Genomic DNA, 12,528 nt, shown 5'->3' on the forward strand with positions numbered 1-12,528 from the left:
GAATCTACAGCGACTTCCAGAGCGAGTCAAAGTCTTCGTCCCCACCCGATCCGCGCTCTCCCGAAGCTGTGACAGGCTTCCCGTGCTGCTCCGTCGGCTGCTCGAACGGACGGTATTCGAACTGGCTGAAGCTGCCGGTCGAGGTCTGTCGGCTGGTGAGGACGGCACGGCGTTCGTCGCCGTGGATGTTGATCTGCACCTTGTTGCCTTCCTGGAACGGCAGGCGCGGCGTGATCAGGGTCGCCGGGCGGGAGATGGCCGAGATCTCGGGGAGCAGCAGTGCCCGCAGGTACTGGCTGTGCTGGTCGGCCTTGCGCAGCAGCTGCAGGCCGCACGGCTGGGCGTGGGGAGCGATCAGCTCGATGCCCATCTGGGTGCCGCCGCCGCGTACCTGGCGGATCCAGCGCACCACGGCAACGCTCCAGCCCTGGCTGGGGGCGTCCTGCACGCCGAGCAGTTCGCCGGCCTGGAGCTGGCTGGGGACCTCCTTGGGCCAGCTGAGGCAGTAGCCGCCGGGGCTGTGGTTGACGATGGTCAGTTCGAAGGTCGGGTAGTTCTCGCCGCTGGCCGTGGGTTCTGGCTGGGTGCTGGTATCGCCGGGTGTGACCGGCTTGCTGTACTGGATTTCCTCGTAGGGCAGGCCTTCGTCCCAGTTCTGCGGCTGGGCGTCGAAGGCGGTGTTCCAGACGTCGCCTTCGTCCTTGTTGATCGCCTTGAAGACCGCTTGGCCGGCTTCCTTGATCTTCAGGATCGCGCCGAACGGCTGCTTGCCGGAGAGGAAGAAGTGCAGGGCGCTCATGCCAATGCAGAGGGTCAGCGCGCCGCGCCCGGGCGTGCGCTGGAAGGTGCGCTCGGAGATGTCGCCCCAGGCGGAGCTGAGGTGCTGCAGGAGGTCGACGCTGATGCCTTCCGGTACCAGCAGGCGCGCCTGGGCGCGGTCCTCGGTAGCGAGGGTCAGGTAGTGCTTGATCGCATCCACCAGCGGCAGCGGGTCGATGCCCAGCAGGCCTGCCATTTCACTGGCCTGGAACAGCGATTTGTAGCGGGGCGGGCCGTCGACCTGCGGCGCGACGGCGAACAGGCTGGAGGCCAGTTCGGCGCCTTGCAGGCGCACCAGTGCGCTCCAGGGCTCCAGCACTTCGGCGAGCTTTGCGATGTTGTTCTGGCGCATCTGGTTGCAGCGGGCGCAGCCCAGCAGCAGGGCGACCAGGTAGGTCTGTTCGACGCTCAGGCCTTCGGTGTGGCGGGCCAGGCCGTCGCGCACGACGACGCGGTGAACCTGCCGGCTGCTGGCCAGTTGGTAGAGCTGGTGCAGTTCCAGCCACAGGCCTTCCGGAACCGGGCAGTACAGCTGGCTGGCGCGGATGAGGGCGGAGTTGAGGCTGTGCATGGCGCGCTGCAGGGCGATGGTCAGCAGTTGCTGGCCGTCGCGGGCCTGGCGCTGGGCTTCCTGCACGACGATCTGCTTGTAGCCGATGGCCAGGTGGTTCTGCAGGGCCTGGCACAGGTTGGCCACCTTGCGCGGACGTTCATCGAGGACGATGGCCTGGTTGAGGAAATGGCGTTCGAGGTGCTGGCAGACGAAGTACACCTCGGGACGGATCAGCTCCAGCAGGTGCAGGCGGTTGTCGCTGGGGGTGATGAGCTGGTTCAGCTCCACCAGCGCCTGGTAGAGCTGACGGGCAGTCTCGCCGATGTTGGCCTTGGGCAGCAGGGAGATCCAGCGCTTGATATCGCGGGGCGTAGCTTCACAGAGGGACAGGCTCTGCTTGCTCGGAGTCGGAACACGCAATAACAGGTGGGGACTCTGCTTGTCCATGTAACTCGGGTACTCCAACAGCAACGGGCCAGGCGTGTGGGAACGGTCTCTCGCACTCTAGCAGCATCATCGGGTCGCCGCAGCCTAACGAGAGGCCGGTGGCGGTATCGCGCGGACGGGCATGTCGAGCGGGCTTTGGGACGTTGGACCAGGCCAGGTGGCCGCGCGTTCAACGTCCCAGGGCCTGGCGGTCAGGCTTCCTTCGGCAGTGCCAGGAGCTGGCCCATGCTCACCGCGCTACCGGCGGCCAGGCCTTCGGCCCAGCGGATCTGCTCGGGCCCGAAGAGCACGATGGCGGTGGAGCCGAGCTTGAATCGACCCAGCTCGGCGCCTTTTTCCAGGCTGATCGGGGCGCGTGCGGCTTCGTCGTAGCGGAAGGTCTTCAGCTCGCGCTTGGGCGGCGTCACCAGGCCGGCCCAGACGGTCTCGATGGAGGCGACGATCATCGCGCCCACCAGTACCACGGCCATCGGCCCGCGCTCGGTGTCGAACAGGCAGACCACGCGCTCGTTGCGGGCGAACAGCTCCGGTACGTTCTCGGCGGTGCTCTGGTTCACGGAGAACAGGCGCCCCGGCACGTAGACCATTTCACGGAGGGTGCCGGCCAGCGGGGCGTGCACGCGGTGGTAGTCGCGGGGCGACAGGTAGATGGTGGCGAAGTCACCGCCCATGAAGGGCGCAGCACGTTCGGCGTCACCGCCCAGCAGCTCCAGCACGCTGAAGCTGTGGCCCTTGGCCTGGAAGATGCGGCCGTGCTCGATCGGGCCGAGCTGGCTGACCGCGCCGTCGGCGGGGCAGAGGATGGCGCCGGGGGTGCTGTCCAGCGGGCGTGCACCGTCCTTGAGTGCGCGGGTGAAGAAGGCGTTGAAATGCTCGTAGGCAGTGAGGTCCTCGACCAGCGCTTCGTTCATGTTCACCTGGTAGCGGCGGGCGAACCAGGCGGTGAAGGCGTTCTTGAACCAGCGGATGCGGCATTCGGCCACGCACCCGGCCAGGCGCGAGAGCAGGTGATGGGGGAGCAGGTACTGGCTGATGATGAACAGGCGTTCTTTCATGGTCTTTCCTTGGGTTCCGGGGCCTCAGGCCTCGACGGGCGTGTCCGGGTGGTTGCCCCACTCCGACCAGGAGCCGGCGTAGCCCTTCACGCGGGGGTAGCCGAGCGCCTTGGCCACCAGGTAGGTGAAGCCGGAGCGGTGGTGGGTCTGGCAGTGGGTGATCACTTCCTTGTCGGGGGTGATGCCCAGCCGGTTGAGGATTTCAGGCATGTCGCGGCGGATACGCAGCGCGCGCGACGGGTCCATGCCGGCGGTCCATTCGAAATTGATCGCGCCGGGGATGTGTCCGCCCTTGGCGGCCAGCACCTTGGTGCCGGCGTACTCGGCGGGGTTGCGCGCATCCCAGATCGCCAGGTCGGCTGCGCCGAGGCGGCTCTGCAGGTACTCGCGGGTGGCGGTCGGGGCGTCGTGCAGCACCAGGGGCAGCGGGCCGCCGGCGGGTGTGGGGGTATCGCCGGACGTGGCGTGGCCGTCGGCGAGCCAGGCATGCAGGCCGCCATCGACGTAGTGGTAATGCGGGTGGCCGATCACATCCAGCAGCCAGATGAAGCGCCCGGCCCAGCCGCCGCCTTCGTCGTCATAGACCACGTAGACCGCGTCGGGACGATGGCCCAGTTCACCGAACAGTGCCTCAAGGTCAGCCTTGGCCGGCAGCAGGCCGGGGGCAGGTGGCTGGCCCAACTGGGTGCGCTTGGGGTCGACGAAGCGGGCGCCGGGGATGTGGCCCTCGGCATAGCGGGCGGCGCTGGTGAGATCCACCAGGATCAGCTCAGGGGCATCCAGGCGTGCGGCCAGGTCGGCGGGCTCGATGACCAATGGCAGGCCGGCAAAGGCAGGCATGACGGGCTCCGGTAAGGGCGGAAAGCGGGAGATTGTAGCGGAAAGGTCAGCGCCCGCGACTGGCAAAGCCAAGCAGGGCGCGCTCGATGCATTGCATGGTCTTTCCGAAGGCCTGCAACCCGATGTCGGAGAACGGCTGGCCGCCCTGATCGGCAACCACCAGCAGCACCACCCGCCCATTGGCCGCCACGGAGCGCAGCAACAGGTGATCGGCCGGGAACAGGGCCTTGAGGTTGCCGGGGATGAAGGCGGAGTACTGCGCCGCGTTCTCCGGGCTCAGGCGCAGTTGGCCCGGCTGGGCAAGCAGGCGCTTGAGGACCTGGCTCTGGGCCGGGTCCAACTGCAGGCCGGCTGCCTCCTTGGGCAGGCCGCCGCTCTGCTGGACCATCAGGCGCGTCTGGGTCTTGTCCACCAGCAGGAGCAGGCTGCGGCGCATGCCGCAGGCGGCAAGTGCGTCGCGGGCGCAGGCGGTGAGCTGGACGATATTGGCGAAGGTGCTCGGCTCTTGCAGCAGCTGGGTGCAGAGGGTGCGCCATTCCTGCAGGGCGGCCGGGGGCGGCGGTGCCGGTTTGGCCGCATCGACCGGCCAGCGGCTGGTGCCCCACGGCCAGATGAGGCCTTGCGCCGGGTGCCAGAGCTCGGGCGTGGCGTGGTGGCGAGCACTTTCCACGGCCTGCTGGTGGACGAGCTGCTGCACGTCTGCCAGGGGCAGTTGCATGTAGAGCCCTGTCAGGCGCTGCCAGCGCAGGCTGTGGTCGCAGGTCCAGGAGTTGTGGGCCGAGATGGCCAGACCGTTGGCCAGCAGCACGGTGTTGGCGGGCTGGGTCAGCCAGCGGCGCAGGTCGGTATCGGCATCCAGTAATTGCTGCTGGTGCAGCGGATGCTCGTTGTCGCGCGCAATGTGCAGCGCCTTGACCAGCATGCGCTGCTGGGTATTCAGCAGGCGGTAGCCTTCAGTGATCCACTCCGGCAGTCGCCAATGCTCTGCAAGGGCCTGGCACAGGCGCAGGACGGGAACGCCGAGCAGGTCGCGCTCGACCTTGCGGGCGGGTTCGCCGCGCACCAGTACGCGCTTTTCCCAGGCGCTGAACAGCTCGGGATAGAGTGCCAGCAGCGGCCAGAGCGGCGAGAGGAAGAGCAGGCTGTTCCAGTGGATCTCCTGCCACAGCCTGGCCAGTCGGGCGGCGAACAGGCCGTTGGCCTGCTGGGATGCGTGCTGACTGATCAACAGGATCTGGCGGAGGGGCAGGGGAATGTCGTGTTCGGCAACGGCGGGCAGGCGATTGAGCAACTCTTCGGAGCGCTTCAGGCCGAGGCGAGTCAGGGCTACCTCGAGGCTTTCCGCCGGGCCGCCCAGTGCTGTCGCCGTGCGGTTCGCCTCGCGCATCAGGCTGAGGGCAAGGGCGGGGCTGTCCTGGATCATGTCGGCGATGTCGCGCAACGAACGGCGGCTGTCCCCCAGGGCCCGACGCACACGCTCGTGGCTGGCGGCAGGGATCGGCAGGCGAACACCGTCGAGCTGCTTGATCCAGCCTTCGAGGCTTGTGGGGACGGGCTTTGAGGTCTTCATGAGGTTTGTGCCGAACTGGCTTTTCGCCTTAACTGGCTATAGTCTGGCGCATAAGTTCCGATAATTAGAAGGGCTGTATTCGCGGCCCTGTTTTCACCCGGAAACTCCCTTCTCTCTATGGCAAAGATAATCGGCATCATCGTCGTCTTCGCCGCCGTGCTCGGTGGCTATGTCCTTTCACACGGCCAGATCGCCGCGCTGATCCAGCCCTTCGAGGTGCTGATCATCGGCGGTGCGGCGCTGGGCGCCTTCCTCCAGGCCAACCCCGGCAGCACCTTCATGCACGTGCTGAAGAAGTCGCTGAAGATGTTCAGCTCGCGCTTCACCCATGCGTTCTACCTCGAAGTGCTGCGCCTGCTCTACGAAATTCTCAACAAGAGTCGCCGTGAAGGGATGATGGCCATCGAGGCCGACATCGAGGACCCCAACGCGAGCCCGATCTTCAGCAAGTACCCGGCCATCCTCAAGGATGCGGGGATGGTGGCCTACATCAGCGACTACCTGCGCATCATGTCCTCCGGGAACATGGCCCCCCACGAGCTGGAAGGCCTGTTCGACATGGAACTGAACAGCCTGAAGGAAGAGCTGGAGCACCCGGCCCATGCCGTCAACCGGATCGCCGACGGCCTGCCGGGCTTCGGCATCGTGGCGGCGGTGCTCGGCATCGTGGTGACCATGGCGTTGTTAGGGCAGGTTGCCCAGGCAGAACTCGGTAAGCACGTGGCGGCGGCCCTGGTGGGGACCTTCCTCGGTATTCTCGCGGCGTACGGTTTCTTCGGTCCGCTGGCGGTCAGCCTTGAGCACGACGCGAAGGAAGAACTGAACCTGTACGAGGCCATCAAGGCCACCCTGGTGGCTTCCGCATCAGGGATGCCGCCGTCCCTGGCTGTCGAGTTCGGGCGCAAGGTCCTGTTCCCGGCGCACCGCCCGAGCTTCAGCGAGCTCGAACAGGCCGTCCGCGGCAGCTGATTGAAGACCGAGCATGGACAACAACCAGCCGATCATCGTCAAGCGCGTCAAGAAGAGCGCGGCCGGCCACCATGGGGGCGCCTGGAAGATCGCCTTCGCCGACTTCGCCACGGCGATGATGGCGTTCTTCCTGGTGCTCTGGCTGATGTCGTCAGCCACGCCTGAACAGAAGAAGGCGATCTCCGGCTACTTCCAGGACCCGATCGGCTTCACTGAGAGCGCCAGCCCCTACGTCATCGATCTGGGCGGTACCCCGACTCCCGCACCCGACCGCACCCTGAACCCCGAGCTGAAGGACGCCCCCGACGCCCAGGAACAGTCCGTCGACTCCTCCAGCAACGAGCAGATCCAGACCCGCCAGGTCGACCCGACCCAGGCAGAGAACCTGGCCGAGCAGGTTGAGCGCGAGCGCCTCGAGATGCTGCTGCAGGAGCTGCAGAACAAGGTCGAGGAGAACCCCGAACTGCGCAAGTTCAAGGACCAGATCCTCTTCGAGATCACCCAGGACGGCCTGCGCATCCAGATCATGGACGCTGCCAACCGGCCGATGTTCGACCTGGGCAGCGCGCGGCTGCAGCCGTACTTCGAGGACATCCTGTTGATCCTGGCCGAGACCATCAAGGCCGTGCCGAACAAGATCAGCGTCAGCGGCCACACCGACGCCAAACCGTTCGCCGGCAATGGCGAGTTCGGCAACTGGGAGCTGTCCGCCAACCGTGCCAACGCGGCGCGGCGCACCCTGGTTGCGGGCGGTTACCCGGATGAGCAGGTGGCGCGCGTGGTGGGTTATGCCTCGTCGGCCCTGTTCGACCGCAAGGACCCGCTCAACCCGGTGAACCGTCGCATCGACATCATCGTCCTGACCAAGCGTGCCCAGCGCGACATCGAGGGTGAACCCCAGCAAAGCAAAGAGGGCGCACCCGCCAATGCTCCGGCATCAGCGCCCGGCGCTGCTGCACCCGCCGGTGGGCAGCCGGCTTCAGGGACGGAACCCATGCAGCCCAAGGAGCTGCAGCAGAAGCTGAACATCTTCGAGGATGGGGTGCTGAAGATGGATTCGCAGAAGCAGCCCTGACCGGGCTCGCCGCTTGAATGAGAAAGGCCACGCATTGCGTGGCCTTTCTGCATCAGTACTCCGGCTCGGGGAGGCTGGCGATGATGTGCCGGTAGCTGCCCATCCGCTGTGGATGGATGCGGCCTTCCTCCAGTGCCTGGAGCAGCGCGCAGCCCGGCTCGCGGTCGTGCTTGCAGTCGCGGAAGCGGCAATGGCCGAGCAGGTCGCGGAATTCGATGAAGCCGGCTTCCACGTCATCACGGCTGACATGGCCGAGGCCGAACTCGCGGATGCCGGGGGAGTCGATGAGGTTGCCGCCTCCGGGGAAGTGGAACAGCCGGGCGGTGGTGGTGGTGTGGGTGCCCTTGCCGGTGAGTTCCGACAGCGCGCCGACGCGGGTATCCACGCCGGGCAGCAGGCTGTTCACCAGGGACGATTTACCCACGCCGGACTGGCCGACGAAGACGCTGGTGTGGCCGTCCAGGCGCGCACGCAGGTCATCCATGCCGCCTCCGCCATGGGCCGAGACCTCCAGCAACGCGTAGCCCAGTTGCCGATAGGCCTCCAGCAGGCTGTCGAGCATCGCGCCGTTCTGGTCATCCACCAGGTCGCACTTGTTCAGCAGCAGCAGCGGCTGGATGCCGGCGTGCTCGGCAGCCACCAGGTAGCGGTCGATCAGATTGGCGTGGGGCGTGGGCAGCGGCGCGAAGACGATGACGATCAGGTCGACGTTGGCCGCCACCGGTTTGAGCAGGCCACGCATGTCCGGACGGCACAGCTCGCTGGTGCGCGGCAGTTGCGCGACGATCACGCCGCTGCCCTGGTTGCCGGGGCGCCAGACCACGCGGTCGCCGGTTACCAGGGCGGGCAGGTTGGCGCGCAGGTGGCAGCGGACGACCTGGCCGGCGAGCTCGCCTTCCAGGGCTTCGACTTCTACCTGGACGCCGAAGTGGGCGATGACCAATCCGGTCTGCTCGGGGCCGAGGTCGCCGCCTTCCAATTCATCGACCAGGCGCGATTCGCGCTTGGCAGCGCGGGCGGCGCGTTCTTCCTGGATTTTTTCGATGCGCCAGCTTTGACGGCGGCTGAGGTGGCGTTTGGCCATGGGCTTCCGGGTCGGTAGAGTTTCGTGCGGGTTGGGCGCGGCGAGTCTAGCATGGGCGGCTGCTGAACACGGTTGGGAGAGGTGGATGAAGTCGGGGTTGGGCCTGTTCGGTCGGCCGTTGGGGCGTGCGCTCCTGGCACACGGGGCGGCGGTCGTGCTGCTGGCGCTGCTGGTGTATGCACTAGCCTGGCTGTTGGGGCAGCGCCTGCCTTTATGGGCGCTGGCGCTGCTGGAGGGTGGCCTGGCGGCGGGCATTGGCCAAAGGCTCGGGTTGTCCCGCTGGTGGGTGTGGATCAATCTGGCGTTCCTGCCGGCGCTGTTGCTGGTCCAGCACCTGGCGCTGCCGCCCTGGCTGTTCCTGCTGGGTTTCGTTCTGGTAGCGCTGGTGAACTGGAACAGCGTGTTCGAGCGCGTGCCGCTCTACCTCAGTGGCGACCGTGCTGTTCAGCTGTTGGGCGACTGGCTGGATGGGCAGCCACAGGCACTGCGCTTCGTCGACCTGGGTTGTGGCACCGGCGGCCTGCTGGTGCGCTTGGCGCGGCGCTTCCCGGAGCGGCACTTCGTCGGCGTGGAGACCGCGCCGCTGCTGTTCCTGCTCGCCTGGCTGCGCTGCCTGCCGCTGCGCAATTGCAGCGTGCGCTACCAGAGCCTGTGGCGCGCCGACCTGGCGACATTTGACCTGGCCTACTGTTTTCTCTCGCCAGAGCCCATGCCGCGTCTGTGGGAGAAGGCCCTTGGGGAGATGCGCAGCGGCAGCTGGCTGGTCAGCAACACCTTCGAGGTGCCGGGCGTGGCGCCACAGCATTCCCTGCCCGTGATGGTCGGGCGCCAGACGGTGCTGCTTTTCTGGCCGATGGGGCGTGCGTAATCCGCTAGAATTGCGCTCTGTCCCTAGAGAGCATTTCCGACATGCAGAACCCTCAGAACCTCATCTGGATCGACCTGGAAATGACCGGGCTGGATCCGGACAACGACGTCATCATCGAAATGGCCACCATCGTCACCGACAGCCACCTCAATGTGCTGGCCGAGGGGCCGGTGCTGGCCATTCACCAGAGCGACGAGATCCTTGCCGGCATGGACGAGTGGAACACCCGCCAGCACGGCCAGAGCGGCCTCACCCAGCGGGTTCGCGAGAGCCGCATCAGCACCGCCGAGGCGGAGGCGCAGACCCTGGCCTTCCTCGAACACTGGGTGCCCAAGGGCAAGTCGCCGATCTGCGGCAACAGCATCTGCCAGGATCGCCGCTTCCTCTATCGGCAGATGCCGAGCCTGGAGGCCTACTTCCACTACCGCAACCTCGACGTGTCCACCCTCAAGGAGCTGGCCGCGCGCTGGGCGCCTCACGTTCGCGATGGGGTGAAGAAGAGCAGCAGCCACCTGGCCCTGGACGATATCCGCGACTCCATCGCGGAGCTGCGTCACTACCGCGATCACTTCATCAAGCTGTGATCCCTCAGGCCTCGCTCGCACCGTGGCGGGCGAGGGCCCACCTCACGTGCTCGCGCACCAGCTCGGACGGGTGATCCCGCCGGGCGCGCAACGCCTCCAGGACCGGCACGGTGCTCGGGGCATTGCCCAGGCCCACGGCCAGGTTGCGCAGCCAGCGCTCGTAGCCGGCCCGGCGTAGCGGGGAGCCTTCCGTACGGCTGAGGAACTCCTCTTCCGTCCAGGCGAACAGGCTGGCCAGTTCGGTGTTGTCCAGGTTGTGCCGCGGCTGGAAGTCGCCCTGGTCGCTGGGGCGGGCGAAGCGGTTCCAGGGGCAGACGATCTGGCAGTCGTCGCAGCCGAACACGCGGTTGCCGATCAGCGGGCGCAACGCTTCCGGGATGGAGCCTTTCAGCTCGATGGTCAGGTAGGAGATGCAGCGGCGCGCGTCCAGCTGGTAGGGCGCGACGAAGGCGGCGGTGGGGCAGATGTCCATGCAGGCCGTGCAGCGACCGCAATGTTCGCTGCCGTGGGGCGCGTCCACGGGCAGCGGCAGGTCGACGAACAGTTCGCCGAGAAAGAAGTAGCTGCCGGCCTTGCGGTTGAGCACCAGGGTGTTCTTGCCGATCCAGCCGAGGCCTGCCTGCTCGGCGATGGCTTTCTCCAGCACGGGGGCGCTGTCGACGAAGGCGCGATGACCGAAGGGGCCGATGGCCGCCTGGATGCGGTCGGCCAGTTGCTGCAGGCGCTTGCGGATCAGCTTGTGGTAGTCCCGGCCCAGGGCGTAGCGGGAGACGTAGGCCTTTTCGGGCTCGGCCAGTACCTGGGTCATGCGCGTGTCGCCGGGCAGGTAGTCCATGCGCAACGACACCACCCGCAGGGTGCCGGGCACCAGTTCGTCCGGGTGCGAGCGTTTGCTGCCGTGGGCGGCCATGTAGTCCATCTCGCCGTGGTGGCCTGCCTCCAGCCAGCGTTGCAGGTGCGCCTCGTGCTCGCCGAGGTCGACATCGCTGATGCCCACTTGCTGGAAGCCGAGCTCGCGCCCCCATGTCTTGATGGCGTCGGCCAGTTCGTCGAGTTGCTGCGGGGAAAGGGGCATCGGGAGAGAGGGAAACAGTGGCGAGGTGCGTATAATTCTGCCAGACCCCTGCCTGAACTACCGAATCGCATGTCCGATCCTGTCGATGATCTGCCGCTGTCGCTTTATTCCTCCGAGCAGGTGCGCGCACTCGATGCCCGCCTGATCGCCGCGGGTACCCCCGGCTTCGAACTGATGCAGCGGGCTGCCCATGCCGCCTGGCGGGCCCTGCGTCGCCATTGGCCAGAGGCTGGCGAAGTGACTGTACTGGCCGGTCGCGGCAACAACGCCGGGGATGGCTACCTGCTGGCGGCCCTGGCGGCTCGTGCAGGTTGGCAGGTGCGCGTCCTGGCGGTTGGGGAGCCCCAAGCGCTGGCGGGTGATGCGGCGCTGGCCCGGGATGAGGCCCAGGCAGCAGGTGTTCCGATCATTGCCTGGCACGCCGAGGAGCCCCTGCGCGGCGTGCTGGTGGATGCGTTGCTCGGCACTGGCCTCTCCGGACCGGTGCGCGCGCCTTATGACGTAGCCATCCGCCAGATCAATGGCAGCGGCCTGCCGGTGCTGGCCGTTGATATTCCCTCGGGACTCAGTGCGGACACCGGCCAGGTGCTTGGGGTGGCGGTTGTCGCGACGATGACGGTGACGTTCATCGGCCTCAAGCTCGGCCTGTTTACCGGCCAGGCTCCTGATCATGTGGGGGCGTTGGTTTTCGATGACCTCAAGGCGGATCCGGAAGTGGTCGCCGCTCATCCGGTCCTGGCCCGCAGGCTGGCGCTCGGCGGCCTCCCATCCCTGCTGCCGAGGCCGCGCACAGCTCACAAGGGGCGCTACGGGCAGGTGCTGGTCGTGGGCGGCGAGCGTGGTACCGGCGGTGCAGCGTTGCTCAGTGCCGAGAGTGCTTTGCGCAGCGGGGCGGGGATGGTCTCCCTGGCGACCCGGGGCGAACACCTGGCCGCTGCCCTGGCGCGGGTGCCTGAAGTGATGAGCGTGGCCGTCGAGTCGACGGGTACGCTGCGGCCGCTTGTGGAACGTGCCGATGTGCTGGTGGTGGGGCCGGGGCTCGGGCAGGGCCCCTGGGGGTGGGCCTTGCTGAGCGTTGCGTCGGCCGCTGCACTGCCCCAGGTCTGGGATGCCGACGCACTGAATCTGCTGGCTGCGGGTGCTGTTCAACTGCCGTCCGATTGCGTGATCACGCCCCACCCCGGCGAGGCGGCGCGCCTGCTGGGTGTAGAGGTCGGCCAGGTTCAGGCTGATCGACCCGCCGCTGCCTTGGCGTTGGCCCGGCGTTACAGCGCCGTGGTGGTGCTCAAGGGGGCTGGCAGCCTGGTGGCCTCGCCCGATGGCCGCCTGGCGCTCTGTGACCGGGGGCATCCGGCCATGGCCACCGCCGGGCTCGGGGATGTCCTGGCGGGGCTGGTTGGCGCCTTGCTGGCACAGCACCTGTCACCCTTCGAGGCCGCTGCCCTGGCCACCTGGCTGCATGCCGTGGCCGGGGAACGCCAGGGGCTCAAAGGACGCGGCCTGGCGGCCAGCGATCTGATACCTACCATTCGTCAGTTGATCGAGGAGTATTCGCCGTGCCTGAGCTGAAGCTGTTCGCCCAGGGAGAA

At 67.1% G+C, this 12,528-nt stretch carries 11 protein-coding genes; 5 read left to right on the plus strand and 6 right to left on the minus strand.

Annotated elements, in window-relative coordinates; genetic code table 11:
- Window positions 1–4: 4 nt before the first annotated feature.
- The 4 genes from FBY21_RS23000 to FBY21_RS23015 form a co-directional block, all read right to left on the minus strand.
- Entirely contained in the window at window positions 5–1,819 is a 1,815-nt protein-coding gene (locus tag FBY21_RS23000; protein ID WP_142013918.1) for a molecular chaperone, read from the minus strand.
- A 191-nt stretch (window positions 1,820–2,010) separates the two neighbouring features.
- Window positions 2,011–2,874, minus strand: coding sequence for an archaetidylserine decarboxylase (gene asd / locus FBY21_RS23005; protein WP_074970556.1), 864 nt, complete (start codon window positions 2,872–2,874; stop codon window positions 2,011–2,013).
- A gap of 24 nt (window positions 2,875–2,898) precedes the next feature.
- The gene (rhdA, locus tag FBY21_RS23010; RefSeq protein ID WP_142013921.1) at window positions 2,899–3,714 is read right to left on the minus strand and encodes a thiosulfate sulfurtransferase; all 816 of its coding nucleotides are present in this window, start codon (window positions 3,712–3,714) and stop codon (window positions 2,899–2,901) included.
- Window positions 3,715–3,760: 46 nt separating this feature from the next.
- Complete coding sequence (locus tag FBY21_RS23015; RefSeq protein WP_142013925.1) at window positions 3,761–5,284, minus strand: HDOD domain-containing protein; 1,524 nt, start codon at window positions 5,282–5,284, stop codon at window positions 3,761–3,763.
- A 117-nt stretch (window positions 5,285–5,401) separates the two neighbouring features.
- Here FBY21_RS23015 and motA point away from each other — a divergent pair, with 117 nt between their 5' ends.
- Together motA and motB are read left to right on the plus strand one after the other, a co-directional pair.
- Entirely contained in the window at window positions 5,402–6,253 is an 852-nt protein-coding gene (gene motA, locus FBY21_RS23020) for a flagellar motor stator protein MotA (protein ID WP_074970550.1), read from the plus strand.
- 13 nt (window positions 6,254–6,266) lie between these two features.
- The gene (gene motB, locus FBY21_RS23025) at window positions 6,267–7,328 is read left to right on the plus strand and encodes a flagellar motor protein MotB (protein ID WP_142013928.1); all 1,062 of its coding nucleotides are present in this window, start codon (window positions 6,267–6,269) and stop codon (window positions 7,326–7,328) included.
- Window positions 7,329–7,380: 52 nt separating this feature from the next.
- Here the strand turns inward: motB and rsgA are convergent, their stop codons facing one another.
- A complete protein-coding gene (rsgA, locus tag FBY21_RS23030; protein ID WP_044401129.1) occupies window positions 7,381–8,412 on the minus strand; it encodes a small ribosomal subunit biogenesis GTPase RsgA in 1,032 nt (343 codons plus the stop codon).
- Between the two features lie 85 nt (window positions 8,413–8,497).
- Between rsgA and FBY21_RS23035 the strand changes: the two genes are divergently transcribed.
- Together FBY21_RS23035 and orn are read left to right on the plus strand one after the other, a co-directional pair.
- The gene (locus tag FBY21_RS23035) at window positions 8,498–9,280 is read left to right on the plus strand and encodes a class I SAM-dependent methyltransferase (RefSeq protein ID WP_142013931.1); all 783 of its coding nucleotides are present in this window, start codon (window positions 8,498–8,500) and stop codon (window positions 9,278–9,280) included.
- Window positions 9,281–9,321: 41 nt separating this feature from the next.
- Window positions 9,322–9,864 (plus strand): oligoribonuclease, encoded by a 543-nt coding sequence (gene orn / locus FBY21_RS23040; protein WP_044401136.1) that lies wholly within the window; start codon window positions 9,322–9,324, stop codon window positions 9,862–9,864.
- 4 nt (window positions 9,865–9,868) lie between these two features.
- Here orn and queG read toward each other — a convergent pair whose 3' ends face one another.
- A complete protein-coding gene (gene queG / locus FBY21_RS23045; RefSeq protein WP_074970543.1) occupies window positions 9,869–10,939 on the minus strand; it encodes a tRNA epoxyqueuosine(34) reductase QueG in 1,071 nt (356 codons plus the stop codon).
- A gap of 69 nt (window positions 10,940–11,008) precedes the next feature.
- Between queG and FBY21_RS23050 the strand changes: the two genes are divergently transcribed.
- On the plus strand, window positions 11,009–12,508 hold the full coding sequence (locus tag FBY21_RS23050; RefSeq protein WP_074970541.1) for an NAD(P)H-hydrate dehydratase: 1,500 nt from the start codon (window positions 11,009–11,011) through the stop codon (window positions 12,506–12,508).
- The last annotated feature ends 20 nt before the right edge of the window (window positions 12,509–12,528 follow it).

It is taken from the genome of Pseudomonas sp. SLBN-26, assembly GCF_006715895.1.
Lineage (GTDB): Bacteria > Pseudomonadota > Gammaproteobacteria > Pseudomonadales > Pseudomonadaceae > Metapseudomonas > Metapseudomonas otitidis.

Excerpts from the sequence above, each read along its gene's own strand:
- rhdA (WP_142013921.1), bottom strand. The coding sequence starts at position 3,714 with ATGCCTGCCTTTGCCGGCCTGCCATTGGTCATCGAGCCCGCCGACCTG.
- rsgA (WP_044401129.1), bottom strand. The coding sequence starts at position 8,412 with ATGGCCAAACGCCACCTCAGCCGCCGTCAAAGCTGGCGCATCGAAAAA.
- motB (WP_142013928.1), top strand. The coding sequence starts at position 6,267 with ATGGACAACAACCAGCCGATCATCGTCAAGCGCGTCAAGAAGAGCGCG.
- FBY21_RS23000 (WP_142013918.1), bottom strand. The coding sequence starts at position 1,819 with ATGGACAAGCAGAGTCCCCACCTGTTATTGCGTGTTCCGACTCCGAGC.
- queG (WP_074970543.1), bottom strand. The coding sequence starts at position 10,939 with ATGCCCCTTTCCCCGCAGCAACTCGACGAACTGGCCGACGCCATCAAG.
- orn (WP_044401136.1), top strand. The coding sequence starts at position 9,322 with ATGCAGAACCCTCAGAACCTCATCTGGATCGACCTGGAAATGACCGGG.
- asd (WP_074970556.1), bottom strand. The coding sequence starts at position 2,874 with ATGAAAGAACGCCTGTTCATCATCAGCCAGTACCTGCTCCCCCATCAC.
- FBY21_RS23015 (WP_142013925.1), bottom strand. The coding sequence starts at position 5,284 with ATGAAGACCTCAAAGCCCGTCCCCACAAGCCTCGAAGGCTGGATCAAG.
- motA (WP_074970550.1), top strand. The coding sequence starts at position 5,402 with ATGGCAAAGATAATCGGCATCATCGTCGTCTTCGCCGCCGTGCTCGGT.
- FBY21_RS23035 (WP_142013931.1), top strand. The coding sequence starts at position 8,498 with ATGAAGTCGGGGTTGGGCCTGTTCGGTCGGCCGTTGGGGCGTGCGCTC.
- FBY21_RS23050 (WP_074970541.1), top strand. The coding sequence starts at position 11,009 with ATGTCCGATCCTGTCGATGATCTGCCGCTGTCGCTTTATTCCTCCGAG.